This window comes from Bacteroides sp. A1C1 (genome assembly GCF_004328515.1).
Lineage (GTDB): Bacteria > Bacteroidota > Bacteroidia > Bacteroidales > Bacteroidaceae > Bacteroides > Bacteroides uniformis.
In genome coordinates this window covers 606553-632770 of the sequence record NZ_CP036491.1, presented here as the reverse complement: position 1 = coordinate 632770, position 26218 = coordinate 606553, and the positions used below count along the sequence as shown (strand labels likewise).

Annotated in this window: 21 protein-coding genes and 3 pseudogenes; 14 read left to right on the top strand and 10 right to left on the bottom strand. The window is 46.2% G+C overall.

Annotation, left to right across the window (positions count from 1 at the left end):
• Positions 1-7: 7 nt before the first annotated feature.
• Positions 8-1291, bottom strand: coding sequence for a site-specific integrase (locus tag EYA81_RS02795; protein ID WP_021992115.1), 1284 nt, complete (start codon positions 1289-1291; stop codon positions 8-10).
• A 411-nt stretch (positions 1292-1702) separates the two neighbouring features.
• On the opposite strand from EYA81_RS02795, the gene EYA81_RS02790 reads away from it, so the two are divergent.
• Complete coding sequence (locus EYA81_RS02790) at positions 1703-2926, top strand: site-specific integrase (protein WP_060385845.1); 1224 nt, start codon at positions 1703-1705, stop codon at positions 2924-2926.
• Between the two features lie 406 nt (positions 2927-3332).
• Here EYA81_RS02790 and EYA81_RS02785 read toward each other — a convergent pair whose 3' ends face one another.
• Positions 3333-5255, bottom strand: a complete 1923-nt coding sequence (locus tag EYA81_RS02785; protein ID WP_060385846.1) for a TIGR04086 family membrane protein — start codon at positions 5253-5255, stop codon at positions 3333-3335.
• 534 nt (positions 5256-5789) lie between these two features.
• Here EYA81_RS02785 and EYA81_RS02780 point away from each other — a divergent pair.
• Both EYA81_RS02780 and EYA81_RS02775 read left to right on the top strand, forming a co-directional pair.
• Entirely contained in the window at positions 5790-6095 is a 306-nt protein-coding gene (locus tag EYA81_RS02780; RefSeq protein WP_005651667.1) for a DNA-binding protein, read from the top strand.
• Positions 6092-6421, top strand: a complete 330-nt coding sequence (locus tag EYA81_RS02775; RefSeq protein WP_005655143.1) for a hypothetical protein — start codon at positions 6092-6094, stop codon at positions 6419-6421. Before EYA81_RS02780 ends, EYA81_RS02775 begins: the two co-directional genes overlap by 4 nt.
• Positions 6422-6531: 110 nt before the next feature.
• Here the strand turns inward: EYA81_RS02775 and EYA81_RS02770 are convergent, their stop codons facing one another.
• From EYA81_RS02770 to EYA81_RS02750, 5 genes are all read right to left on the bottom strand, one after another.
• Positions 6532-7554: a hypothetical protein gene (locus tag EYA81_RS02770; RefSeq protein WP_060385865.1), complete on the bottom strand. Its 1023-nt coding sequence runs from the start codon at positions 7552-7554 to the stop codon at positions 6532-6534.
• Positions 7555-7635: 81 nt separating this feature from the next.
• A complete protein-coding gene (locus EYA81_RS02765; RefSeq protein ID WP_082709293.1) occupies positions 7636-11709 on the bottom strand; it encodes an N-6 DNA methylase in 4074 nt (1357 codons plus the stop codon).
• Positions 11710-11757: 48 nt separating this feature from the next.
• The gene (locus EYA81_RS02760) at positions 11758-11937 is read right to left on the bottom strand and encodes a hypothetical protein (RefSeq protein ID WP_008781871.1); all 180 of its coding nucleotides are present in this window, start codon (positions 11935-11937) and stop codon (positions 11758-11760) included.
• The gene (locus tag EYA81_RS02755) at positions 11927-12370 is read right to left on the bottom strand and encodes a DUF1896 domain-containing protein (RefSeq protein ID WP_082709294.1); all 444 of its coding nucleotides are present in this window, start codon (positions 12368-12370) and stop codon (positions 11927-11929) included. The genes EYA81_RS02760 and EYA81_RS02755 overlap by 11 nt, the downstream gene beginning before the upstream one ends.
• A 104-nt stretch (positions 12371-12474) precedes the next feature.
• Positions 12475-13770, bottom strand: coding sequence for a DUF3945 domain-containing protein (locus EYA81_RS02750; protein WP_060385847.1), 1296 nt, complete (start codon positions 13768-13770; stop codon positions 12475-12477).
• A 252-nt stretch (positions 13771-14022) separates the two neighbouring features.
• Here EYA81_RS02750 and EYA81_RS02745 point away from each other — a divergent pair, with 252 nt between their 5' ends.
• Entirely contained in the window at positions 14023-14934 is a 912-nt protein-coding gene (locus tag EYA81_RS02745) for a hypothetical protein (protein ID WP_060385848.1), read from the top strand.
• 164 nt (positions 14935-15098) lie between these two features.
• On the opposite strand, the pseudogene mobC reads toward EYA81_RS02745, so the two are convergent.
• From mobC to mobA, 3 genes and pseudogenes are all read right to left on the bottom strand, one after another.
• Positions 15099-17111 (bottom strand): annotated as a pseudogene (mobC, locus tag EYA81_RS02740) (conjugal transfer protein MobC).
• Positions 17112-17158: 47 nt separating this feature from the next.
• Entirely contained in the window at positions 17159-18331 is a 1173-nt protein-coding gene (mobB, locus tag EYA81_RS02730; protein ID WP_060385851.1) for a conjugal transfer protein MobB, read from the bottom strand.
• A gap of 148 nt (positions 18332-18479) precedes the next feature.
• A pseudogene (gene mobA, locus EYA81_RS19405) lies at positions 18480-18914 on the bottom strand (conjugal transfer protein MobA).
• A gap of 740 nt (positions 18915-19654) precedes the next feature.
• Between mobA and EYA81_RS19850 the strand changes: the two are divergent.
• The 10 genes and pseudogenes from EYA81_RS19850 to EYA81_RS02670 all read left to right on the top strand — a co-directional run bounded on the left by EYA81_RS19850 (position 19655) and on the right by EYA81_RS02670 (position 25938).
• A complete protein-coding gene (locus EYA81_RS19850; protein ID WP_138342084.1) occupies positions 19655-19747 on the top strand; it encodes a ParA family protein in 93 nt (30 codons plus the stop codon).
• Between the two features lie 9 nt (positions 19748-19756).
• Positions 19757-19951 (top strand): hypothetical protein, encoded by a 195-nt coding sequence (locus EYA81_RS02715; protein ID WP_025867500.1) that lies wholly within the window; start codon positions 19757-19759, stop codon positions 19949-19951.
• 63 nt (positions 19952-20014) lie between these two features.
• Complete coding sequence (locus tag EYA81_RS02710) at positions 20015-20425, top strand: ParA family protein (RefSeq protein WP_025867501.1); 411 nt, start codon at positions 20015-20017, stop codon at positions 20423-20425.
• Positions 20426-20427: 2 nt separating this feature from the next.
• Positions 20428-20856: a DUF3408 domain-containing protein gene (locus EYA81_RS02705; RefSeq protein ID WP_060385852.1), complete on the top strand. Its 429-nt coding sequence runs from the start codon at positions 20428-20430 to the stop codon at positions 20854-20856.
• Between the two features lie 3 nt (positions 20857-20859).
• A complete protein-coding gene (locus tag EYA81_RS02700; protein ID WP_060385853.1) occupies positions 20860-21771 on the top strand; it encodes a hypothetical protein in 912 nt (303 codons plus the stop codon).
• A gap of 325 nt (positions 21772-22096) precedes the next feature.
• Entirely contained in the window at positions 22097-22552 is a 456-nt protein-coding gene (locus EYA81_RS02695; RefSeq protein ID WP_060385854.1) for a hypothetical protein, read from the top strand.
• A gap of 21 nt (positions 22553-22573) precedes the next feature.
• Positions 22574-23002 (top strand): hypothetical protein, encoded by a 429-nt coding sequence (locus EYA81_RS02690; RefSeq protein WP_025867503.1) that lies wholly within the window; start codon positions 22574-22576, stop codon positions 23000-23002.
• Positions 23003-23266: 264 nt separating this feature from the next.
• A complete protein-coding gene (locus EYA81_RS02685) occupies positions 23267-23566 on the top strand; it encodes a DUF4134 domain-containing protein (protein WP_005682322.1) in 300 nt (99 codons plus the stop codon).
• Between the two features lie 23 nt (positions 23567-23589).
• Complete coding sequence (locus EYA81_RS02680; protein WP_008781886.1) at positions 23590-23910, top strand: DUF4133 domain-containing protein; 321 nt, start codon at positions 23590-23592, stop codon at positions 23908-23910.
• Between the two features lie 3 nt (positions 23911-23913).
• Positions 23914-25938: pseudogene (locus EYA81_RS02670) on the top strand (TraG family conjugative transposon ATPase).
• Positions 25939-26218: the final 280 nt, after the last annotated feature.

Sequence of the window (26218 nt, the reverse complement as noted above, 5' to 3'; positions counted from 1 at the left end):
GATACTTTTAGAGTTGGTTAAACTTGTTCATTGCATTGGCCTTAATATCGTCTGCTATGTCAATGTAAGGCTTCATGGCTTTATAATCACTGTGCCCTGTCCATTTCATTACAACCTGTGCAGGAATACCGAGAGCCAGTGCATTACAGATGAATGTCCTTCTTCCTGCATGTGTGCTGAGTAATGCGTATTTCGGTGTAACTTCATCTATACGTTCATTTCCTTTGTAGTAGGTTTCACGTATAGGTTCGTTAATTTCTGCCAGTTCTCCCAGTTCTTTCAGATAATCATTCATTTTCTGATTGCTGATAACAGGCAATGCCATGTGGTTTTCAAAATGGATGTCCTTGTATTTTTCAAGTATGGCTTTACTGTACTTGTTCAGTTCAATACTCAGACTATCTGCCGTTTTAACGGTGGTGACTTCTATATGGTCGGACTTGACATCACTTCTCTTTAGGTTACGAACATCTGAATAACGCAGACTGGTAAAGCAACAGAACAGGAAAACATCCCGGACACGTTCCAGATACTGTTTGTCTTTGGGTATCTGATAGTCTTTTAGTCTGTTCAACTCTTCCCATGTCAGGAAGATTACCTTCTTGGGGGTGGTTTTCAATTTCGGTTTGAACGTATCGTATGCTATATTCTGGTGATAGTCTTTCTTGAAGCTCCATCGCAGGAACCATTTGAGGAATCCCATTTGTTTACCGATGGTACTGTTTCTCATGTCTTTTTTGTCACGCAGGAAATTGATATACTCGTTCAATCCGAACTCATCGAAATATTCAAAGGTCACATCTTCCTTGAACTCCTTGAGGTGATTTTTAACGGCTGCAAACTTTTCGTATGTGGATTCAGTCCAGTTATTCTGATTGCCGCATTCTTTTACAAATTCATCGAACACCTCCCAAAAACTTATCTGTGCTTCTTCCTGCTGTTCTTCGTTGGCATTCTTCATCCGCAGGTTGAATGCATCCTTTAGTTGTTGGGTAGTTGGCATGGTTTCCTGTACCTCAAACTCCTTGAACACATTTTGAATTTCGGCATAGTATTTCAGCAGATCGGCATTGATTTCAGATGCACTTTGCTTTAATTTGTTGGTACACCCGTTCTTTACTCGCTGCTTGTCGGAATCCCATTTGGCTACATCGATGCGGTAACCCGTTGTAAACTCAATGCGCTGGCTTGCGTATATGACGCGCATACGGATGGGGACATTCTCCACAATTGGCACACCGTTCTTTTTCCGGCTTTCCAATGCAAAAATGATGTTTCGTTTGATATTCATAATTGGGTGCGTTTGAAATTCTACACCCAAATATACACCCAATATTTGGAATAGCAAAAGATATTCAGAAAGATTTAGATTTACTATGTATTCCAAATTGTGTGTGATTATCAGTAATTTGCAATTTTATGATATTTCTTGAATGTATAGGTTCGAGAGCCTCTCTCTCCGCTGGAAAGAATTGCAAAACAAAGAAAATCCCTGTAAATTAATACTTTACGGGGATTTTTTGTTTTTGATGCATGGCAAAAATAAGCATATCAAAGCATTCTTTCGGTGTACTATTCGGTGTACCTGATCTCCTTCAATGTCAGGTACACCTATTAAGTGAATAATTCGCTGTTTATCAGTGTTTTGCATCTTGACTTGTTGCTCTTGGAATTTTAGTTTTGTGATTAAAAAACAAGTAAGATGGAAAGAACAACATTTTGTCTATTGTTCTACATTCGTAGGACGAAATTGAATCGGAACGGTGAGGCTCCGATAATGATGAGAATTACAGTGAATGGAGTTCGGGTTGATGCTTCAGTGAAGAAAACAATTCTTCCGGAATTCTGGAGTGTGGCAAAAGGAAAGGCCCTGGAAAAGAAGCGTGAGTACAAGGAACTGAATCTGTATCTTGATTCTATCCGTTTGAGGATAATGAAAATTCAGCGTGAACTGGAAATAGAAGGTGTAGCGGTTTCTGCCGGCAGTGTCCTGGACCGTTTTTTGGGTAAGGATGCTCCCGTACAGCGTACCCTGTTTGAGGTTTTCCGTGAACATAATGATAAATGCGCCCGATTGTCCGGTACGGACATGGCGCCTGCAACCGTGCAGCGTTATGAGACATCCTTGAAGCATACTCAGGATTTTGTCTGGGAGACATATCATAAGAAAGATATTCTTTTGGATGAAGTTTCCCGCCAGTTTGTTGAGGATTACGAGTTTTGGCTTAAGACCTCGAAAAAGTGTTGTCATAATACAGCCACCAAGTATCTGAAGAACTTCAAGAAGATTATCCGTATCGCTTTGGCCAAGGGATGGATGAAGAATGATCCGTTTTTGGAAATCAGGTTCTCGTTGGATAAGGTGGAGCCGGACTTCTTGGAAGATTCGGAAATCCGAAAACTGATTTCAAAGGAGATTGATATTCCGCGGCTGGGTCAGGTACGGGACATTTTTGTGTTCTGTTGCTTCACCGGTCTGGCCTTCTCGGATATTCACGGATTGGGAAAGGAGCATATCGTGGAGGACTCGAACGGTGTCAGATGGATACGCAAGGGAAGGCAGAAAACCAAAATCATGTGTAACATCCCATTGATGGAAATTCCGTTAAAAATATTGGAGAAATATTCCACCAATGAATATTGCAGGAAACATGGTGTACTTTTTCCAGTGCTTTGTAATCAAAAAATGAATGCCTATCTCAAGGAACTGGCTGATATTTGTGGCATAAAAAAAACATTGACCACCCACGTTGCGAGGCATACTTTTGCCACATTTGCTCTGGCCAATGGTGTCTCGATAGAGAGCGTTGCTAAGATGTTAGGCCATACCAATGTCCAGATGACCCGTCATTATGCACGTGTACTGGACCGTACGGTGATGCGTGAAATGTCACAAATAAAAATGGATTTTCATTTTTCCATGTAATGTAAGGAGAGGAGGTTAGGAATGAATACTGGCAGGCATGAGCTTTGGATGCCTATTCTTTCAAGAATGGCTGGAGGTTGCTTCCGGCTGTCTTGGTAAACAAATTTATTAGCGTAGCTATATACTTTGGTCACTGTATAATGACTGGCTGGGAGATTGTAAATTAAACAGGAGACATTCAGTAAAATTACAATAAAATGGCATATGGAAAGATTATCGTTTATCAGTTTTATACGACATCTTACTTTTTAGAGGCATTTTCTGAATGCCCCTAAACTGTGTTAGCAAAGTTAATATTTTAGTCTTTGCTGACACAGTTTAGTTTACAGCCTCAGGGCATACAGGGAAACTGGTATGCCCTCTTATACTTTATACACGCATATCGTAGACGATTTACTCAAGCATACTATTTGTGAAAAAGTTTACATATGTTAATTATTAAACTAATTAATCCCCATACTCCCCCCAGAGAAGCTATGCCTTTTATAAAATCTTTCATTCCAGAAAATAATGTTGGATAATATAAAGCAACTAGAAAAATAACTGCTGAGAGGATTAGTCCGCCTAATGCTAACCAAAAACTACGTTGAGCTTTTTTTCTCTTTAATAATGATTCAGCTTGTTGTTCTTCTATTTTCCTAATGCGTTCTTGCTGTTCTTTCCGCTCCTTTTCCCCTTGCGATAGCTTAGCTTCTAGGTTTTTCAACTTTTCCTCTAAAGATAGTTTCTCATGATTTACTTCTTCAAACTGCTTTTGTCTTTGTATTTTTTCCTCTTTTGACTTAGCTTGTTTAGTTCTTTCCTTTTCAATTAAATTATGGATACTTTCATTAAACTTTCTTTTATCGCTGATTTCCTCAAGTAATTTCTGGATTTTATTAGTTGATTGCAAAGCAATAGAAGAAAATAATATGTTATAATCTTCGGCACTCAAATCTGCAGATTCTTTAATAGCAATATCAATTTCATTTATAAGCTCTTTACTTGCATATTCTTCAGAGAGAGTCTGTGCAATAAGTTCGTTAAGTCCTATTTGAGATACCTTTTTAGCCAATTTTTGAGGGTTTTTAAGGAATAGCAGGCTAGTTAGTTCTTCAGGCATAATAGTTTCATTAACAAACCCATTTGTCTTGCGTGAAATATTGAAATCAGCTAACTTCTTGTTAGCTGTAACAAACCAATATTTAGCTTTTTGAAATAATCTAATATTACCCTCTCGACGATCTCGAACATGTAAATAGGCAGCTACATCATGAATTGCAGTACTTTTATGTATTCGTGTCTGTTTTAATAAATTAACGTCCTCTGATCTGGAATATAGATTCATTTTTGTTTCCAAAATACCATCAATATCTACTTGCAGTTCTGCTTTAATGAAAGATTCCAATTTCCCATTAATACTTATCAACCAAGTCTTGTTTTTACCAATTCGTACACACGCTTCATTTACAGTAGTAGTAGGATGGCTCTTACTATAATTATTTATTGCTAATTCGATTATTTTATGAATTTCGTTGATTGTAATGTCGAGTAATCTAATTTTACCTCCTGTTGCTCTTATAAGCTTTAATAATTCTTGAGTTGGTAATGTGTCTTCTGCCTTCTGTAAATCTAATGCTTCTAAAACGATTTGAGTATCTAAGTAATAGATAATATTATCATCTATTTTGGATTCTAAATCCACTCCCGTTTCTAGAAAAGAAGCTATAACAGAACCTAAATAGATTCGTTCAGCAGTTTGATAAAGATAGTGATAACCTCCTTCTATATGCTGTAGAAAATTAACATGAGCCATAAAAGAACCTTCTACATCATGTATTAAACAGTTTTTTCCTGAAAAGAAAGAACTTAGATTACATTTATTCTTATCTATGAATTGTGAAAAACTTGGAATGTTTTTTTCTGATAAATTCTCTGATTTAAGATAGTCTTCAAAAGCCTGTTGTAGAGCTTGAGCATTGCGTCTTTCTCTATCATAAATTTCTTCTGTAGAAAAGTAATTATAATTAGTAAATTGAAAGGCTTTTCCGTCTTCAAAAGTATCAAATTTGAATATATTACGTTCTTTCTTTGATAAAGAAGTGCCTACTGCTTTTATTAATTTTCTTACAATAAGAATTGGAACCTCAATACCATATTCTTCAAGGATAATACTCTGTATATCAATATCTGTGCCTTGAATTGAATTTGATTCCTTAGAAGATTTCTTTGCTGCATACGAAGATATTGCCCTTTTAAATAGAGGTAAATAAACGGTTTTATATATGTCAGTTTCGTTTTCTGACAAAGCAGCTAGAAAGGAATAAGATGTTAATACATTATCATTCATGCTTTATTTGTTATTCTATCAGTTGGTTAAAATGCAAAGTTAACTAAAAAAACAATAGCTGTTCGCACTATAAGTCTCTTTTAAATGCTGAACACCTTTAAATGTGTGTAGTTAAAAAGATTGTAAGTCAAATCTTTAATCCTTTTTTATCAATGAGATGGAAAATGAGAATGCTAAACAAAACTCGTATTGTCAGTTTTTTTGAGTTTACTCAAAAATTATGATTGATGTGGTTTAATAATGCCAATCTGCGTTTTAGCGGATTGGCATATTAAAGTTCAACCATTTATTATACACAATCGTTGGTACAATAAAGTATATAGCTGCGTCTGATTATTAACATATTAATAATTGAAGGCATAACTTATTGATGCCTACTTGTTATAGAATAGCCGTAGACACTGCCTCCCGGCTATTTTTTGTCCCGGCTTGGCGTTTTCTGTCTTTTTTTGGCGGTTGCTCAACGGTTGAGTAACCAATGGCTTTATAATATCTCCGTAATATTGCACCATAAACAATAAAAACAAGGTCATTATGAATAACAGAAGAACTGCACCTGGTGGGCAGATGACCCACATGCTCAGTACCATACTCGCCAAAGTAACCAACATTGAAAAGTTACTGGCTCCTGCCATACATAACTTGCCCGACAGCGAGATACTGGATTCAAAAGGCGTGCGCCTGCTTACCAAAATGTCCGACAGGACACTTCTAAGACGCCGCAATGACGGTTCATTGCCTTTCCACCGTGACAAGGGGAAGATTTACTATCGCCGTTCGGACGTGCTGCGTGCCATGCTGCTTGAAAAAGAAGAACACTCTAAAAATAAAAGGTTATGAGAAAGATGATTAAGGTTGAAAGCGGCTCGTTCGCCGCACTCGTGAGAAGTTACAAGAAGTCCCTCAACATGTTGGCCGTGCTGCAACATATCTGTGAGGATAACTGTGTAGAACTCTCCATGCTGCCCGATGAGGTTTGTGAGCTGATAAACCTCGATCCGGCAGAGATTGAGAAGCAGCGTTTGAGCGGACGGCTGCGTTTTGCGGAAGAGGAGAACGGGACCAGGCATTATTCGATTGTGGATATAATCAATCTGAAGGATTCCATTGACTGGAAGGTTATTAACAGACAGGTGGAAAGCCTTTCCTTTGAGGAAGAGGAATGACGGAGTGCCCTTCTTCCCATTACAGATAAGAGTATGGCCGGCAGACCGGATTTATCCGGGTGCCGGCCATACCTTTGTCATTTCCTGAAAAGCGGCTCTTTACGGCAAACTTAGGATATTTTTTTCAGTCCGTTTGACGGGGTGGCAATTTCCATTGGGGGTACATGCCTTGCCTTCCGTGGCAGGTCCGGTTTATCGTCACTTTCGCCTGTCGCTTTCTGTCCTTTCATTTCCGTTCCGTCATCCGTTCCGCTTTCATGCCCGCCTGCCGGTTTTATGGTAAGCTGTATTTTCCGGTTCAGCGTGGCAAGTTCCTCATTCAGCCGCTTGATTTCCGCATCCTTGGGCCATGAAGCCGCCACAATCTCCTGAAGGACCGGGATGTCCTTCGACAGCTCCGCGTTTTCCTGCTCCCGTTTCTCTATCATGGCGGGAATGCGTTCCAGCGCATTGATGAAGTTCATGACGGCCAGTTTCGGGTCTTTGGCAATATAACCGTTGTTGTAGGTATATTTGATACCGTCCAGCCCCTCGACCATGAACTTGTTCTGCAAAGCCTGCATGTCCCCCTCACAGGTCCTTTCGGTACGGACAAGGATGCGGAAATCGAACAGGGTCCCGATTTTCATATAGTCATCCTCCGTCCGGGCATTCCGGTTGATTGCGGCAAGCCGGTTGCCGAGTATCTCCACGTTGTCCGAATCCACACCGTCCAGTTTCAGGGGATTGGGACGGAGTCCGGTTTTCGCATCTGCGGGGGCCACCTTGTTGAAATATTCCCAGTCCCTGGTGAAACGCCCGATAAAGGCATTGTTTTTTTCTATTCCCGAAGTCCTTTCATTCAGCTTGCCTTTCGCGTTTCCCTTGTTACGGTGGAATGCCTGCCTCTCGCTTTCGAGGACCGCCAGTTTCTTGTCCAGCTTCGCCTTTTCCAGCAGGTCGTCGTTGCCTGAAAGGATGGCCACGTATTCGCTGAAACTGCCGCCTCCGTTTTCGTCAATCGCCCCCTCGTCAATGGTACGGGCGGCCAGATTGCGGCTTTTGAGCTGGTTGATGAACACCTGCTTGTTTTGCAGCAGGTTGAACTTGTAGCTGTCCAGTGACTTCTCCACCGCATAGATATAGCAGTCCACCTTGTTGCCGGCGTACTGCTTGGCGATGATATTGCCTTTTCTCACCGCGCGTCCGTTGCGCTGCTCCAGATCGGACGGCCTTCAGGGTATGTCCAGATGATGGATGGCCACGGCACGTTCCTGCGCGTTGACACCCGTTCCCAGTTTCTGTGTGGAACCGAAAAGGAAACGGATGCGCCCGGAATTCATATCCTTGAACAGTTCCTTGCGTGCGTTGTCGCTGTTCGCCTCCTGAATGAACTTTATCTGCTTTTCCGGGATATTATGGTCTTCCACGAGTTTGCGCCTTATCTCACTGTAGATGTTCCACTGGTCGGGTTTATAGGTACTCAAGTCTGAAAAAATGAACTGTGTGCCTTTCTGGTCAAGATATTTGTAGTAATACTCCGCAATCTTGGCCGCGCAATGGGACGCCTTGTTTCCCGGACTGTCGCCGTACTGCTGGTCTATCAGCCGCATGTCAAGCGACATCTTGTTCGAGTAGTTGGTGGCGATCAGCATCTGTGCCTTCTCCTCCGCTTCGGACAGAGGCTCCCTGTCTATGTAGGTCGCATCCCCGGTTTCAGCGAACTTTATCAGTTTTTGAATGAAAATCTCCTGCTGGGGAGTGGGCGGTATGTGATAGAGTTGCTCGTTGAGTTCCGGCCTGTCAACCCCTACGTCCTCGGCCGTTTTGTAATCGGTTATCTCCGCATAAAAATTGGCGAGTTCCGGCACCTTGATAAAATAGCGGAAACGCTCTTTCTGCACCACCTGGTTGGTCACTGAAAATTCAAAGTCCGTGCTTTTCTTCGCATAGACGGCCGCCCAACCGTCAAAACAGGTAATCCCCTGCCGCTCCATTTCCTTCGGACGGAGATACTTGAAAAGGAGATAGAGTTCTGTCAGGCTGTTGGAGATGGTCGTACCGGACAAGAAAGTGGCCCCCAAATCCCTGCCCGTACGCTCCTGTATGGTACGGATGGCGAAAAGCATGTTCATGGCCTTCATGCTTCCTTCGGGATTGCCCAGGCCGGAAACCCTCGCATGGCGTGTGTTGAACATCAGGTTCTTGAAATTGTGCGATTCGTCAACGAAGAGGTGGTCGATGCCCATCTGCCTGAAATCTGTAACATCATCCGTCCGGTCCTTTATATCCTGTTCCAGCTTTTCAAGTTTGGCCTCAAGGTTTTCCTTTCTTCTTTCCAGCCCCTTCTTTATCCAGCCGGTCACTTCATTGCCCTGCTGCTCGAATACGGCGAGATTCTCTTCGATGCTGTCTATTTCCTGCGTATATATTTCCTGCTGTATTTCGGGGGACTGGGGTATTTTCCCGAACTGGTCGTGTGTCAGGATGATGCAGTCCCAGTTGTTGTTCTTGATGTCATGGAATATTCCGACACGCTTCTCCGGCGTAAAGTCCTCCTTGCCCGGATACAGCACTCTGGCATTCGGATAGGCCCTCTTGAACGTGTCGGCTATGTCATGCACATTGCTTTTGAGTCCGATAATCATCGGCTTGTTCGCCAGTCCGAGACGTTTCATCTCAAAGGCGGCTATACACATGATAAGGGTTTTGCCCGTACCTACCTGATGGTCGATTATCCCGCCTCCGTTCATCTTCAGCATCCATACGGCATTTTTCTGGCTGTCGTACAGGGACGGTATGCCCAGCCCTTTCAGGTCAAGGAACGGGAAGCTTTGCAGGGAACCGTCGTAATCGGGACGTACATAGCAGTTGAACTTGCGGTTGTACATGTCCGCAAGGTTCTGCTTGAATTCGGGCAGCTGTTCATTCAGCCAGCCGGTGAAGGCGGAACGTATCTCGTTGATTTTGGTGTCGGCAAGCTGGATGGCCTCCGCATCCCGTACCTTAATGTCATTGCCCTCCTTGTCCTGTACGGTCTTGGTTATGTCGGGTACGGTGTTGTGCAGCGCATGTTTCAGCAGGTCGTTTCCGTAATAGCCTCTCTTTTCCCCTTTCACATAATATCTGTCGGTGATGTTCGCGTTGGTGCTCTCGAAGCTTACGCTGAATTCGTCGATGGATTCCGTATAGTGGATATGGGCCTTTGTCTCGAAGAGGTATCCGGCGAATTCCTCATATACGGACATGGGTATCCACCGTTCCCCCAGGTTGAAGTCAAGCTGTTCAAAACTTATGGGCTCCGGTATGGCTTTCCGAAGGGCCTCCAATGATTTTCTGCTCGCTCCGTCATCGGGATAGTCTCTCAGGTGGTTCTCTATCCATTCTGCTTTGGCGATCACATTGCCCGCTATGAAACGGTCCTTGATTTCATGGCTCTTCATCATGGGATTGTAGAAGATGCGCTCTTCCAGCTGTTCGAGCAGTTCCTGCCTGCCGATGTCGCAGAGATTCTCCATATATTCCAGATTGACCTCGCCGAACTTGTTCAGGGATGCCGCAAGGGCTTCCTGCGGTGTATCCACATGTGTCACTTCATTGGCGTTGAACGATACGGGCACGGTGAATATGTCCGCCTTCTGTATCTTCCCGTTGACGGAACGCTCCAATGAGAGCATTTCCCGTCCTCCTGCATCCAACAGCAGGAACTTGGCGTTGTCCTTTCCGTTCAGCTCCCTGAACATGCGGTGGAAACGGTCATACTGCCGGTTCAGTTCCTCCCTTAGTTCCGGCTGTTCGGTTTCCGTTTCGGCTTCCACATTGTAGAGATTGTGGTAGGCTTCACGGAGCGGGATATAGTAGGCGGCCCGGTATTGTTGTGTGACAGTCAGCCTGAGCGGATGGAACTGTACTTCGGGAGTACCCAATCCCTGCAAATATCCGTATTGCTCACCGGCTTTCACGAGAGAGCCGTTCTTGTATTCGGGGCGTATTTCTCCGGTAAACGGACGTGGTTCCGTTTCTTTTTTCCGTTCTTCCTCGAACCGTAGTCTGCGTTCCTGCCATTTCGCTTCCGCTGCCGCCTGTTCCCCGGTCATTTCTTCTTGTGAGACGGCTTCATCATACATGTTCTCTTGCGAGAACAGATTGAACATTTCCGGTTCGTTTCCTTTTCTTTTGCGGGATGCCGACGCTGTCCGGCCCGGTGATGGCCGGCTTTCCATCATCTGCACCTCCGCTTCCTCCTCGTCCGCATAGGCGGCAAACAGATTAAGCATGGGTTCATAAGGCTTGGTGGAAAGGAGACTTTCTTCCTGCATCTCCTGCCGGTGCTCCACTGCTGTTGTTTCCGGTGGAACTTCCGGTCCGGTTTTCAGGGCAGTGGAAACGGTGGAACGGGACAGGTTTTCTTCATAAAGTTTCCGGTCAAGATGGTTTCCCACATCTTGGGCCAATAATAGCCTGAGATGTTCGGAAATGGCTCCGATACCCCCTTCATGGATAAAATTCATGGCCGGTTGTCCGTACATGTTTTTACCCATGGATACGGAAGTATGGATGATATGGTCCAAATCGGCATAGCTGTTGTTGATATTGATACTGCCCGATATAAGACGGGTTTCAATAAAGTTCCGTTCCTTTTCGGTCAGTTCCGATTTTCGGGTATTCTTCTGCAATACGATCAGGTCGCTGCCCACTTCCGTACCCGCATCGGTAAACAGATTGTCCGGCAGACGGATGGTAGAAACGAGATTGGCATGGTTTACCAGCCAATCCCTGACGGGACGGTTCTGTGGCGAGTCCATGACGCCCGAAGTCGTGATATAGGCCAGTATCCCGCCTTCGCGCAGCGTATCCATGCCTTTGAGAAAGAAATAGTTGTGTACGGCAGCGAGTGAGGATTTGCGCACCGGGTCGTCACTCCGGTCAAAGTCCCGGTCATAAATCCTGGTATTCCCAAACGGGATATTGGAAGAAACAACATCGAAGTAGCCGTTATAATAAGGCTGTATGGACTGGAAACCCTCTATGTTCACCTTGCTTTCCGGATAGAGGGATGAGAGTATCCTTCCCGTCAGCCTGTCCTTCTCGAAGCAATGGATTTCGGGGACATCCTTCAGAGTGCTGATGAACATGCCCGTTCCGGCGGAAGGGTCAAGAAAACGTTCCGGGCGGATTTCCGGTATCAGCAGGGCTTCCTGCATGGCCGTTACCACCGGCTCGGGTGTGTAAAAGGCTGTAAGGACGGAATTCTTAAGACTTTGGACGTATGACTTGTATTCTTTCTCATCTTTGGAATACTCACGCAGAAGTTCATGCAGCAGCCGGACCTGGGGAAACAGTTCTTTGTCCGACCTTCATTTTTCTATGTCCGTATCTTTCTCCGCCGGATTCAGGATGCACTTCAGTCCTCCGAAACCCGAATAACCGTTCAAGACCTTGCGTCCCTGTTCTGTAAGAGAGAACTCCGGACGCATGAATATCAGTTCAAGTGCGGCTATGTTGTCCGCCAGATGTTGTCGTCTGTTATATGCCATATTGTTCTATATAGGATTGTATGAAACCTGTAAGTTCAACGGTAAGTGTATGACAGGCCGGAGATGATTCAAACCTGTCGTCTATGGAATATTTGCCGAATACCGCCTCTGCGGGCGACAATACCTTCAGGCAGAAATCCGTCCGTCTTTCGGGCCGTACTTCGGGAAACCACTCCGATACGGCCTCGAAAACCGTATCGAACCGGGAAAAGCGCAAGTCCTGATAGAGAACGGCGTCAGCCTGTTCCAAAGCCTGCCTGACGGATAGGCCGTCACGTATGGCATGTTCGTAAGCCTCTGCGGCACTGTCCGCACGCTCCCGGATGAATGCCTTGTCATCGGCCATGTGCGGATGGCTTTCTCTCAAATAAAAAAGGAGAGCTGACTTGAAGCAGGACAGTTCTCCGTTGTTGTCATGTTGTGTAATCATCATCTGTTGTCATTGGATTTTGAATGGGGAAATAATTTGTGACATACCCGGTAACCTGAGAGGAAACCGGGTATATGGATTCGGTAAACGTTCCGCCTGCTGCCGGATTACGAGAACGAGAGGCTGTTCTTTCTGGCCTGCGGTCTGGGAGATACGACATGGCGGGCCGTCTGCTTTGTTTCTTGTTTCCTGTCGTTTTTGGGGTTTTCAACCGCCGGCTTGTATTCACGGGCATTGCGTCCTATGAGCAGGTTGTTGCTCTTGTTGCTGAAACGCACATCATCCGAGAACAGCTGTCTGGTCTTGGGATTGCGCATGTTCTCAATGAATACCATTCCGTGATTCTCCAGTATCTTTTTCTGTTCGGGGGTTATCTTGGCTCCCAGAATCGTATCGCTGACCTTCAGCTGCTTGTCGGACTGTTTGAATGCGATGTCCCTTATGGTCGGATCGACATAGGCCACACCGGAAAGCATGGTGTCGTTCTTGCGCTGTATGTCATTGATGGGGACTTCGCCACCTGAAGCGAGTATCTGCTTCTGCTTGTCGTCCAGTCTCTTCCCATAAATGTAGTCCGGGATTTTGATGGCATCCACGGGCATGGTGATGATGCGGTTGGTGGACTCGTGGAAACTGACATAGCATTTGCAGACATTTCCGGTAAGCGTGTCCTTCATTTCCTTGATTCCTCCCAACGTACCCGTTTCGGCCAGTTTGTCCTTCTCTTCATCCGTGAATACGCCTTTATAGACCGGCAAATCATATTGGGGCTTGTCCAGACGGGTGAGTGTCTTGAGTTCCACTTTGCCGTCCGCACCTTTCACACACATGAAACAGGCCTCGCCCAAATCTTTCTTTTCTCCGTTTATCTCCTTGCTGATGGGCAGTGCGGTGGAAGTGATTCTTCCTTTGAGAAGTTCTCCCATGCAATGGTTGTTGAACAGAGTCTCCTTGTCAAGACCAAGTGCGTTCAGATCTTTCCACGGCAGCTGGTGCTCATCAAACTTATACCGCCGGGCCAGTTTGGCGATACGTCCCTCGTCGTTGAGTTCGCTGTTTTCTACCAGTTTCTTGCCGTCCGGTCCGGGGTCTTCCCCTTTCCGAATCTGGATGACCGCGTTCAGTGTCTTGTCCAAAACGGCAAGTGGTACAAGGAAGAAACTGAAGCTTGTGGGATTTTGGTACTGGTTCTTGAAATTCGTGAAGAACAGTTCCAGAGGTGTGGTACGGTCCAGTTTGAGAAAACTGTTGTTGTTCTTTTTGTCCGGCGGTACGACTTCGATGCTGCCGTCCTGTTCGTTCATCTTGGAGATGACTGCGGTCTTGTTCGTTCTCTTGTCAAGGACTGCCATTACATGCTCGTCCTGACTCTGCTCTTGTTGCTCTTGTTTTTTCTTAGCCATAAAATTAATAGTTTAAGTGATACAATAATTAATCAATATCGGGTAAACCTTAGCCCGTCGGTGCGAATGTAGAGGTTTAATTGATAGGTTATTACAGTTCCGGGGATGGCGGAAAGGAATGGCGGGATTTGGCGGAAAATGGCGTTTCCGAAAATAATAGCTGTTATTTAAAAATATGAATTATAATCATCTATCATTCATTTGGTTTGATTATATTTGCATATGAGGTATTGATTTTTAAGATTATATCATATGGTAACAAAAGATGTTTTAGAAAAATTACTTGTGGCCGCCGTTCTTAAAGCTTTAGGTATGAATAGGGAATTGGATGTTATATCTTTTAATAGAACTATAGAGTTACTTACTTCTCAAAATAGCATAATGCAAAAAATACCACTACGCATTAGCCAATCTATAGAGGAGCTTCAAAATGAAAGAAGTAAGTCCTCGAAAACGAAAGATAAATATATATCATTTTATCCTCAAAAGGGAATTATACTTTATGATGGAATTTATGGCTCTGCCTTTGGTAGAATGAATTACTTCTATAGGTCAAAAGGTATTCGCATTTTTTTATTCAAGGATAAAAGTCTTGATGTTGTTGCTACATATTGTACAATAAATGAAGATGGATTTAATTTTTCAAATGAGAGTATAGATACTTATGAAGTAGTGAATAATATTGCATCGTGTTCCAGTTTACTACAATATATGGATGTAACGGTGGAGAATATCCCCTTACAAATGATTAAATTCATTACTCATATCAAGCAGCCATTTACGGTTGATTATTATATCGAATACTTGCTATTACCTCCTGATGTAGATAAAATTTCCAATTATTCTTTAAAGGCACAATCATTGCTATGGAAAATTTGTTTAAGTGCGAAGTTTAGGAAAGAATGGGGGACGGAGATTGTTAATACAGCTATTAGTTTATTGATTTCAATAGGGCTTTTACCACCTTCTATAGAATTGTTGAATTTTATAAAAAAAAGTGCAATGGTAAATGTTACAGACCTGATGGGAACAATTAATCATATTGCAGAGTCTATTGATAAACAAAATAGCAGCCTGCTTTCTTCCATTAATTTAGGCATGGGACCTTTGGGAGTCGGAATTAATCCTAATGTATTGTGGGAGAAACTTAAAAAGGTATTTTGAAAATCGTTATAAGATAAAAAGCACTATTCTTGTAGTATCATTAACAAGAAGTAGTGCTTTTTTTATTCAATATTAGAATTTATATAGAATAAGGAACTGGATTGTTGAAAATCGGTACCCTAAAAACCTTATTCGATATATTCCCTATTAATGTCATTATAATTTTAATTTCCATTCTCTCCCAACAGATGTTTGAGTTCCGGGTCATTCTCTATGCGGATCAGTTCGTTTTCTACCAGTTCCACAATATCCTGCTTGATTTGCCGGTAGTTGGCCTGTATCTGTTGCTCCATTGTATCATTGCCGTTCTCATCCAGAAAGCTGCTGATTTCGGGAATGGGTTGATAGGCCGCCGTCTCTTTCTGTACGGCTTCATTGTCCACCACTATCTGCGCATGGAAAATCTTCTGCTCGATTGTCTCACCGAAGTTATCGGCTACCGCACCGACAAACATACCTTGCGATAACGTACTGATTTTGCTGGCAGGTATCAGACTGTCCAGTTGGGTGCTGATGGAAGTGGACGTATCGTTACGGTTGATGCTCATGGATTCCCGCTTTTGAAGAATTTTTCCGAACCTCTCCGACAGTGTTTTGGCGGTTTCACCTACCACCTGGCCGCTGAAAACATTACCAACAGTTGACATGATTACAGCAGCTTCCTTGTCTCCGTAATCGCGCTTTAACTGGCTGAAGTCCTGAAAGCCCAACACAACCGCCACTTTATTACTTCGTGCCGTGGCAATCAGATTATCCAGACCTTTAAAGAAAATGGTGGGTAACTCGTCAATTATCACACAGCTTTTCATTTGCTTCTTCTTGTTTATTAACTTCACAATACGGGAGTTATACAGACCTAAAGCTGCTCCATAAATAGAAATTCTATCGGGATTGTTGCCCACACATAAAACCTTAGGCTCTTTGGGATTATTAATATCCAGCGTAAAGTCACTGCCGGACATCACCCAGTAGAGTTGCGGGCTTATCAGTCGGGAAAGCGGGATTTTGGCAGATGCAATCTGTCCCATTAACTGCTCACTGGCACCGCCTTTCCACGCATCAATAAACGGGCTCAAATAGTTTTCAAGTTCGGGATAGCTTGTCAGAATGGTGAATACATCCTCGTACCTTTTGTTCAATAGTTCTATCGCATGAGGGAACGTACAATACTTGCCATTTTCATACAACTTCAAGAACCATATTATCGCCGTAAACAATACAATCGGGGATTCTACGAAGAAGTCCCTTTGTTTTTGCACCCACGACTTATTGAGGTTAAGCATTATGGTGTACGACGACTCGTAAGCGTCTGAAATATCCGTCATCAGTTCCGGTGCCAGCGGGTTACAGCGATGGCTCTTGCGTGGGTTATCGAAATTTATCACGTAGAACTTGGGCGGTATCTTATAGCGGTGTCTGTACTTAATCAGGTGGTTATAGGCAATAACCGACAGGTCATCAAATTTAAAGTCGTATATATAAAGAGCATAGGACTTCTCTATTGCCTGCTTTATGTAATTATTGACCACGGCATACGATTTTCCGCTACCCGGTGTACCTAAAATCATGCTGGCCCGGAAAGGATTCACCACGTTTATCCAGCCTTTCCATTCCTTTCTCCCGTACCAGAATTTGGTCGGCAGGTTAATGGAATACTCGTTTTCCATAAGGCGGGTTTCCTGCATGAACGATTCATTTTCGGTATTGAAAACGTCCTCCAGCAAATTGTTCTTCAACAGACGGCTAATCCATAAACCGGATGCCAACAGGCAGAAGAAACCGCCGGCCAATGTCACGGTATAAAGTATGGCGCATACACCGGATGATGCGTCAATGGACAGTAACCACCAGTTCAGGAAAAAGAGTATGGCACCCGCTATGGCCGCAATAATTATTTTCCTTCATGTGATTTCATGCTTCTTTACCCCCTGGTTGCCCATGCAGGACAGACCGAGGAAGAGGACACAAAACAGTTTGGTGTAAAGAAGGGACGAGAACAGTCCTGTGGTACGCTGGAAATTGGACAGTATCCTGTCCACAATATCAAGCGTCCAGCCCATTTCGTGTAGCCAGCCGTAACAAAACCAATAGATGTGTATCGCCAAAAATAGAAAACTGACGGCCCGCATAAAGTCCGTGACTTTGGCAAGACCTCTTAAATCATCTTCATTCTGCATAATTGTAACTGTTAAAATTCGACTTTTTGTTCTATACCTTAATTATATTATAATTTGCGCCTGCGCTTCTTCTTTTTCCTGCGTCCGAAGCGGAAGGCCGGATCGATGTACTCGTGCGTATGGTCATCTTCCATGAGTAGGGAGAAAATGTCAATGGCACCGAGTGCGGACGTATCAATCAGACTGCCGGACAGTTCACTCTGATAGCCTTGATTTTCCTGCTGCCGGTATTCCTTCCTTTCCAGTCTTTCTTTCGTATCTTGTTCCGGCCGGGGTGTATCCTGCTCCGGCGGTGGTATCAGCCTTGTACGGTCCGCATCCGGATTGTTGAACAATTCGTTGAACACATTGGCTGAAAAGGCCTTGCCCAGACGCGAGCCGTTAAGCACTGTCCGGCTGGTATGGTCTATGAAAGTGATGCCGTACAGACGTCCTTCGGGATTGATACGGTAAACCGTCTCTATATCCGCCTCTTTCAGCTTTCGGGCGAAATCCTCTTTCGTGCCGATGTCCTGCATGGCTTTAATGACTTCCTGTCTTGTCCTTTCGGCAAGGCTGTTCCTTTTCACCTTTTCAGTAGAAGCGGCAAACTTCTTTTGCAGTGCTTCATAACCGAATGCCTTACCGAACTTGCTGGACTTGAAAGGTGTTCCCACCTGCTGTCCGTTATCATCCAAAGCTCCGTACATAATACCGTGGTATTCCTTCCCGTCCACACTTCCCCTGACTTCATAAACGGTTACGTTATACAGGTTCAGAAGAGTGCCATATTCGGCAAGCGAGTGACAGTTGTAACATTCCAGCAAGGTTCGGGCGGTATGCTTTACCTGTGCTTTCACGTCTCCTTTCGCATAGTCCACTTTTTGTAGGGATGATAGTTCCCTCTCACCGTGTTCTCCGAGTGTGGGATGAAGCCCGTACTTCACTTCCATTTCACGGCAGATGTTCTGTGCCCGGATAGCTTCCCGGTTATGGTCTATTTTTTCTCCGGTTTCATCAATACGTACCGATACGATGTGCATGTGCTTGCGGTCTATGTCTTCATGCAGCCATGCAATATAGGGCTGGTTCCCGTAACCGAAGTTTTCCATGAACTCCTGAGCCAATACGGTCATCTGCTCTTCCGAAAGAATGTCTTTCGGGGATGGGTTCAGGGAGATGTGGATAACCGGTTTCCGGACGTGCGAGTTGAGTGCGATGTAAGGCTCAAAAGCCTGCACGCAGTGTTCAATCGGCACATTGCCCGAAGTGTCAGCCGCAATTTTGGGATGTCACAATACCTTTGCCATACCTTCGTCCACCTTTATCTTATTATAGGCAATCACTCCATAGAATGAACTGCCGGATGTGATATTCGGCACCATGATGTTATTCCTTTTTAGTGAGATACTCTTTTTCGTACCGTTTTGTCAGTTCGATAATCTGTTTGCAGAGTTCCTCCAGTTTGCGGGTTTCTTCGGCCAGTTTATAAAGGAAGGCAAGCGATTTCTTTTCCCCATAAATGGTATGGATGGTCTTTACACATTGGTTGTAGTTGTTTCCGATACGGCGGAACTGCTGATAGAAAGCGGTCAGCCGGGCATAATATTCCTGCGCTTCCTTATCAATCCTCACTACCTTGAACTCTCAGCCGAAGATGCGGGCAAAGATAAATTCGGCCTTGTTCTTCATGCCGGACTGTTCAAACATCGTGAGAAACTTCTCGTTCTCACTGTCATTGAGACAGAGATAATAGCGGTGCGTACGCGGGTCCGCCAGCACCTTGCGCCCTGCGGCGCTACGGATTCTTGTTTCATCTTTCATAACATGAATAATTTAGGAAGTTCGACTTGGGAGAACTGACATCCCCGAAAGGCCTTTCGGGGCGGGACTTTCAGCGGTTGGAAATATTTTCAACCGCTGAAAGTACACCTCGCTATATGCTGACGCATATTAAAATCCGGCTGTGCCGGATTAAAGGTCTGAAGGATTTGTCTTACGTTCTCTTACCGAGAACGGGCTGCGCTCTCCCTGCGACAAAGGTAGATAGTTTTTTCTGTCCGTGCATCATGGCGTATCACGCCAACACCCGCCAATGAATGACTTTGGAGCCGGGGGTACTTCATGGATGCTCTTTTTGAGGTTTATTTGTAGCCGGATAGCTATTTGAACGGATAAACAGATATGCAATCAGGTAGATATTCAAACAGGCATTTATCCGGATATATAGCTATACATATATATAAATGTATAGACGGATAAACAGCTATTCGGATAAATGGCTATGCAATCGGATATGTGAATAGCTATCCGAATATGTACATAGCTATATAGCTACATAGCCGAATAGACAGATAGCTGAATAGCTACATAATTAAATAGCCATGTAATAGAGTAGCTATATAAGTAGATAGCCGGATAGCCAAGTAGCCGCATAATTAAATTACTATATAGCTAATTGGACAAACAGATAACAGAATGAGTAACCGGACAGATGGCACCAAAGACAGACGGCTGTTCATCTGGCTGTCTATAAATCAATTAATTCATTTAAATCAGTAACAATGGAAAAGAGAAAGAAAACCGTGTTCGTTTCGTTCGCCTCCCAGAAGGGCGGCGTGGGTAAATCAACCTTTGCGATTTATGCGGCGTCGTGACTGCATTATGTGAAAGGTCTGAATGTGGCGATAGTGGATTGTGACTATCCGCAGCATTCAATCATCAAACAGAAAAAACGGGATATGGAAGTGGTAAAGACCACACCCGTCTATCAGAATCTTCTGGTGGAACAGGCCGGGCGGTTGAAGAAGAAGGCTTACCCTGTTATCGGCAGTACCCCGGCGGATTGCATGACGGACTGAAGGGCGTTTGAGGAAAAGGCAGACGTGCATTATGATGTGGTGCTGTTCGACCTGCCCGGAACAATGGGCAGTGACGGGGTGATTGCCACAATCAGTGCACTCGATTATCTGTTCGTACCGATAAAGGCAGACCGCCTTGTGCTGGAAAGCACGCTGAACTTTGCCACGACTGTCAATGACCGCTTGATAAGGACCGGCATCTCCAATCTGAAAGCCTTGTGCATGTTCTGGAATATGGTGGACCGGAGGGAACGTACCGTCTTATATGACATTTACCAGCAAGGTTTCTCCCTCCTGGGACTGGACTGTCTCCAAACCCGTGTCCCCGTGCGCAGTAACTTCACCAAAGACCTCTCCACTACGGGCGGCCCGGTTTACCGGAGCACCCTGTTTGCACCGGATGCGGGCTTTACGAAGGAGTGCGGCTTTGATGCGCTTATGGATGAAATCATGCGGACAATCAAAATTGTATAGTCATGGTAAAGAAAACGAGTGGACAGAATCCGGTGGATGAAGCCTACCTGCGCAGCCTGATGGCGGGTAGTCCGCCGGAAAAGGTAACACCGTCCATTCCCCCCAAAGAGGAAACGGACAGGGAAACGGCTGAAAAGGCAAAGACGGAATCTGAAGCGGAAGAGACGCCGGAAAAGGCCGCATCCAAAACGTTGAAAGCCGCACAGACCGAATTTATGAGGAGATTCCTCACCCCTTACAAATGCGAAGGCAGGCAGGGTGTCTATATAGACAAGGAACTACACCGGAAAATATCGGTCATCGTCGGCATTGCCGGTAAACGGCAGTTGACGGTGGGCAATTACATTGACAATGTATTGCGGGAACATTTCGAGAAACATTCGGATGAGGTGAAGGCATACTGCCAGAAGAGTTACAACAAAATCTTTTAAGCTATGGATATGCGATTATGTTATGAAGCCGGAGCGGTTCTGTTCTGGCTGCTGTTCGCCTATCTGTTCATGGACAAGTTCCTGTTCAGGGGGCAGCTTGGCGAGATATGTTTCGGGAAGGCACGCCGCCGCATGGCGAAAGCCCTGCGGGGTGCGGCAGGCTGGTTCGATCCGGTGAAGGAGGAACGGAAGAAGGGACGTGGACAAGCGAAAGGGAAAACGGGCAGGAAAGAGATTCCGACAGTCGTGAAAAGGCAGGAGAAAGAGCTTCCACCTGTCAAGGCGGCGATGAAGCCCACAGAAAAGACTGCGGAGAGAAGCAGTGAAAAAACGGTGGAAAAACAGTCGGAAACGGACAGCCTTGTCGTCACGAAAAGCTATGGGACACGCCAGCAGCCGCCAATGAACGCCACCGGTTCCGGGGCTATTGCAGGTAAGGAAAATGCCTCTACTTTTGCTGGCAGAAACGGGGACACGACACCGCCAAAGGCTGCACAAGTGCCGCCGGAGCGCATCCCGGATCTGTTCCGGGACAAGCGTGTGGAAGAGTGGCGGGCTTCCCCGGACGGGAGTTCCGGCGGACATGAAGGCGATGACGGACAGAGAGGAAACGGTGACGGAGTGGATACCGACGAGTTGAACGAAGAACTGGAAGATCTGAACTGTGTCCGCGAAGATTATTCGGACGGGGCAACCGGCATAGGGCCGGAAGAGCTTGATTTAATCATCGACCTCTGCAACGGCAGGGAGATTCCGACAGACAGACGATTGTCCCTTTTAAGGGCGATCCACCATATCAGGGATACGCAGATTGAACGCTCGATACTGGAAAGTATCAATGGCAGCGACAGCCGTATCAGCAAATTTCTGGATGAAGTCGAGCAAATGGGCGGGGCTGCTCCGGACAGTGACTAACCGATTAAAAAAGGAGGTAACAATGGCAAGAGGCTATTTCGATACGGGTTGATGCCCGTATCACTGTAAAAAGAGAGAACCGGCAGGAATACCAACAACAAAACGTATCATCCATGTTTATGACGTATTTCGATTCAAGTTGACAAACGGCGGCTTCCCCTTATGGGGGAAACGTACCGACTCCCGGAGAGACAGTCATTCCATTAACTTATCCATAAAACGACAGCGGTAATGACAAAAGGCCATTACGATTCGGGATGACAGACCGCTTGCGGCATTCACCCGGTAAGACAACAGGAACTATTCACCATTAAATTTTATTTGTATGAACATAGGACTGGTAGATGTGGACGGGCATAACTTCCCCAATTTCGCACTGATGCGCCTTTCGGCCTGTTACAAGGCAAAAGGGCACCGGGTGGAATGGGCGGCACTGCGACAGCGGTATGACAAGGTATTGGCAAGCAAGGTATTCACCTTCACGCCTGATTATGATTATGACCTGCTGGATGTGGGGGAAGTGGTAAGGGGCGGCACCGGGTATGACATAGCCGGCAGGCTTCCCGAAGCAGTGGAGAACAGCCGGATGATGGACTATTCCATTTACCCCGAATACCCTTTTTCGCTCCAGTTCTTTTCAAGAGGCTGCATCCGCAAGTGTCCTTTCTGCCTCGTCCGTGAGAAAGAAGGATACATTCAGACCGTGGAACCGGTGGAACTGAACCCGAAAGGGAAATGGATTGAGGTGCTGGACAACAATTTCTTTGCGAACCCGCAGTGAAGGAGTGCGGTAAGCTATCTGATGAAAGCGGGCCAGCCCGTGAAGCTGCACGGCGTGGACGTAAGGATTATGGACGAGGAACAGGCCTGGCACCTGAACAGGCTCAGGATGAAGCAGAACATCCATATCGCATGGGACCTGCCGCAGCTTGACCTGAGGGACCGCCTGAAAGAGATGGTAAAGCACGTGAAGCCCTACAAGATAACCTGTTACGTACTGATAGGATTCAATTCGACCATTGAGCAGGACCTGTTCCGGTTAAATGTACTCAGGGAACTGGGAATTACCCCCTTTGTCATCCCTTTCCGGGATTATGGAAATGAACGGACGCCTACGCGGTACGAGCGTGACCTTGCCCGGTGGGCGAACCGGATGTGGCTGTTCAAATCCTCCTCCTTTGAGAACTATATGCCCCGCAAGGGATTCAAGTGTGGGGAATATTTGAAATAAACCGATAAGGACAGTAAAGACAATGAGAGCAAAAGGCTATTACGATTCGGGATGATTCAGACCCTCATCCCGGGAGAGAATTAACAATGAAGTTTCACCATTCAATCATGTAACCATGCGAAAGATGTATTTTGACTCCGGCTGATTGCCTGCCGGAACTTACCCCCTGAACCATTAAACCATAAGCGGCTGCGGGCTGCCTTATGGGGATAGTGCAAGGGGTAGCCCGTGGCTTTTTAAATCACTTAAAAATCACGGAATTCAATGAAACAGAAAAGATTGATTATGATGCTGGCCGTACTGGCGGCAGCGGGTGCGGCAATGGCACAAGGAAACGGACAGGCGGGCATCACGGAAGCCACGCAGTTGGTGACGGGATATTTTGACCCGGGCACGAAACTGGTGTACGCGGTGGGTGCCATTATCGGCCTGATAGGCGGCGTCAAGGTCTACCAGAAATTCAGTTCGGGCGACCCCGACACCTCGAAAACCGCCAGCTCATGGTTCGGAGCCTGCATTTTCCTGATAGTGGCCGCCACTATCCTGAGGTCATTCTTCCTCTAAGAACAGATAAAAGACAATAGCTTATGTCTGACTTTGAGATAAACAAAGGCGTGGGCCGTGAGGTGGAGTTCAAAGGGCTCCGTGCCCAGTACCTTTTTATTTTTGCTTTCGGGCTGCTTGCCGTGTTCGTGGTGTTCGTCATCATGTACACGGCGGGCATCGGGCAATGGACGTGTATCGGCTTCGGGGTATCGGCTGCCACGGCAGTGGTCTGGCTGACCTTTTCGCTGAACCGGCGTTTCGGCAGCCACGGACTGATGAAGCTCCTTGCCGCCCGGCAGCATCCCAGGAGAATCCTCTCACGCAAACGTATCACACGTCTGATTAAAAAACAACAATCGTAAATCATGAGAAGTACATTGACAACATCCACACTGGAAAGCAAATTCCCCGTCATGGCGGTGGAGCACGGCTGCATCGTCAGCAAGGACGCCGACATCACGGTGGCTTTCCGGGTGACACTGCCGGAAGTGTTTTCGGTATCATCCGCGGAATATGAGGCGATGCACGCCACATGAGCCAAGGCAATCAAGGTATTGCCGAACTATTCAATCATCCACAAGCAGGATATTTTCATCACGGAGAAATACAGGCCCGACATCGGAAAAGACGGCCCGGGCTTCCTCTCCCGCAGTTTTGAACGCCACTTCAACGAACGGCCCTACCTCAACCACACCTGCTACCTGTTTCTCACCAAGACCACCAGGGAACGCTCCCGGCAGCAGAGCAACTGGAACACGCTGTGCCGGAAATTTCTGGTGCCGAAGGAGATACAGGACAGGGAGACGATGGAGCGTTTCATGGAGTCGGTGGGACAGTTCGAGAGTATCGTGAATGACAGCGGCCTTGCCAGGCTGGAGCGGCTGTCCACGGAAGAGATAACGGGAACGGAAGACGGCCCGGGCATCATCGAGAGGTACCTGACCCTGTCTTCGGACGGAAGCGTCATGTTGCAGGACATGCAGCTGAACCCGGACGGGATGCGTATCGGCGACAAACGGCTCTGCCTGCATACCCTTTCCGACCTCGACGACCTGCCGGGCAGGGTACGGACCGACGGACGCTATGAGCGTCTTTCCACGGACCGCTCGGACTGCCGCCTGAGCTATGCCTCGCCCGTGGGTATCATGCTTCCCTGCGACCATATCTACAACCAGTGGATATTCATAGACGACAGCAGCGAGAACCTCGCCCGTTTTGAGAAGACGGCGAAGAACATGCAGTCGCTTTCACGCTACAGCCGGAGCAACCAGATAAACAAGGAATGGCTGGACGAATACCTGAACGTGGCGCACACCAACGGGCTGCAATCCGTCCGCTGCCATTGCAACGTGATTGCATGGGCCGAAAACGGGGATGAGCTGCGGCGGGTGAAGAACGACGTGGGCAGCGCACTGGCGCTGATGGAATGCACACCCCGCCATAATACCACCGACCTGCCGGTCCTTTACTGGGCGGGCATACCGGGAAACGAGGCGGACTTCCCTTCGGAAGAGAGCTTCTACACGTTCACCGAACAGGCACTATGCTTCTTTACGGCAGAAACCTGCTACCGGAACTCGCTCTCCCCCTTCGGGCTGCGCATGGTGGACCGGCTGACGGGAAAGCCCGTCTTCCTCGACATATCCGACCTGCCCATGAAAAAAGGGGTGGTGACCAACCGGAACAAGTTCATCCTCGGCCCGTCGGGCAGCGGAAAGAGCTTTTTCACCAACCATATGGTGAGGCAGTATTGGGAACAGGGCACGCACATCCTGCTGGTGGATACCGGAAATTCATACAAGGGGCTGTGCGACCTGATCCGCCGGAAGACGAACGGGGATGACGGAGTTTATTTCACTTACCAGGAAAATGACCCGATTTCCTTCAATCCGTTCTTCACCGAGGATTACCGGTATGACATCGAGAAGCGGGACAGCATCAAGACGCTGATTCTGACCTTATGGAAAAGGGAGGACGAACCGCCCCGGCGCTCGGAAGAGGTGGCGCTCTCGAACGCAGTCAGCCTGTATATCGAGAAGATAAAGAAGAACCGGAAGATAAAGCCGAACTTCAACTCGTTCTATGACTTTGTAAGGAAAGACTACCGCAAGGTGCTGGCGGACAAGAACGTGCGCGAGAAGGACTTTGACGTGGACGGTTTTCTGAACGTGCTGGAACCCTATTACAAGAACGGCGAATACGGGTATCTGCTGAACTCGGACAAGGAACTGGATTTACTGAACAAGCGGTTCATCGTATTCGAACTGGATGTCGTGAAGGATAATCCCGTCCTTTTTCCGGTGGTGACTATCATTATCATGGAGACTTTCATTAATAAAATGAGACGCTTGCAGGGCATCCGCAAGATGATACTGATTGAGGAAGCATGACTGCGACATGTAAGTCTTGTATATGATTGTTTAACATTCCATTCCACGCGCTGGAAATAGAACGATTAAACCTGTTGTTTCGTCAACAGTAGCCTATGGGAACGTGCGATAGTAAGCAATGAGGTCGTGCGATAGCAGAACCAACAATGAAGCCCTTCCGAAAGGAGAAGTCAGAACCGCGAGGGAACGACAACTGCCGTTAGTATCGAGTGGCAGGGGAGCTAGGCTGAATGGTATGAATAACGTAATGTGAACCGTTGATAAACGTCGTAACTTCGAA

Excerpts from the sequence above, each read along its gene's own strand:
- EYA81_RS02755 (WP_082709294.1), bottom strand. The coding sequence starts at position 12,370 with ATGATGATTACACAACATGACAACAACGGAGAACTGTCCTGCTTCAAG.
- EYA81_RS02750 (WP_060385847.1), bottom strand. The coding sequence starts at position 13,770 with ATGGCTAAGAAAAAACAAGAGCAACAAGAGCAGAGTCAGGACGAGCAT.
- EYA81_RS02780 (WP_005651667.1), top strand. The coding sequence starts at position 5,790 with ATGAATAACAGAAGAACTGCACCTGGTGGGCAGATGACCCACATGCTC.
- EYA81_RS02745 (WP_060385848.1), top strand. The coding sequence starts at position 14,023 with ATGGTAACAAAAGATGTTTTAGAAAAATTACTTGTGGCCGCCGTTCTT.
- EYA81_RS02690 (WP_025867503.1), top strand. The coding sequence starts at position 22,574 with ATGAAAGCGGGCCAGCCCGTGAAGCTGCACGGCGTGGACGTAAGGATT.
- EYA81_RS02680 (WP_008781886.1), top strand. The coding sequence starts at position 23,590 with ATGTCTGACTTTGAGATAAACAAAGGCGTGGGCCGTGAGGTGGAGTTC.
- EYA81_RS02760 (WP_008781871.1), bottom strand. The coding sequence starts at position 11,937 with ATGGCATATAACAGACGACAACATCTGGCGGACAACATAGCCGCACTT.
- EYA81_RS02700 (WP_060385853.1), top strand. The coding sequence starts at position 20,860 with ATGGATATGCGATTATGTTATGAAGCCGGAGCGGTTCTGTTCTGGCTG.
- EYA81_RS02785 (WP_060385846.1), bottom strand. The coding sequence starts at position 5,255 with ATGAATGATAATGTATTAACATCTTATTCCTTTCTAGCTGCTTTGTCA.
- EYA81_RS02695 (WP_060385854.1), top strand. The coding sequence starts at position 22,097 with ATGAACATAGGACTGGTAGATGTGGACGGGCATAACTTCCCCAATTTC.
- EYA81_RS02795 (WP_021992115.1), bottom strand. The coding sequence starts at position 1,291 with ATGAATATCAAACGAAACATCATTTTTGCATTGGAAAGCCGGAAAAAG.
- EYA81_RS19850 (WP_138342084.1), top strand. The coding sequence starts at position 19,655 with ATGGAAAAGAGAAAGAAAACCGTGTTCGTTTCGTTCGCCTCCCAGAAG.
- EYA81_RS02710 (WP_025867501.1), top strand. The coding sequence starts at position 20,015 with ATGGGCAGTGACGGGGTGATTGCCACAATCAGTGCACTCGATTATCTG.
- EYA81_RS02705 (WP_060385852.1), top strand. The coding sequence starts at position 20,428 with ATGGTAAAGAAAACGAGTGGACAGAATCCGGTGGATGAAGCCTACCTG.
- EYA81_RS02790 (WP_060385845.1), top strand. The coding sequence starts at position 1,703 with ATGGAAAGAACAACATTTTGTCTATTGTTCTACATTCGTAGGACGAAA.
- EYA81_RS02685 (WP_005682322.1), top strand. The coding sequence starts at position 23,267 with ATGAAACAGAAAAGATTGATTATGATGCTGGCCGTACTGGCGGCAGCG.
- EYA81_RS02775 (WP_005655143.1), top strand. The coding sequence starts at position 6,092 with ATGAGAAAGATGATTAAGGTTGAAAGCGGCTCGTTCGCCGCACTCGTG.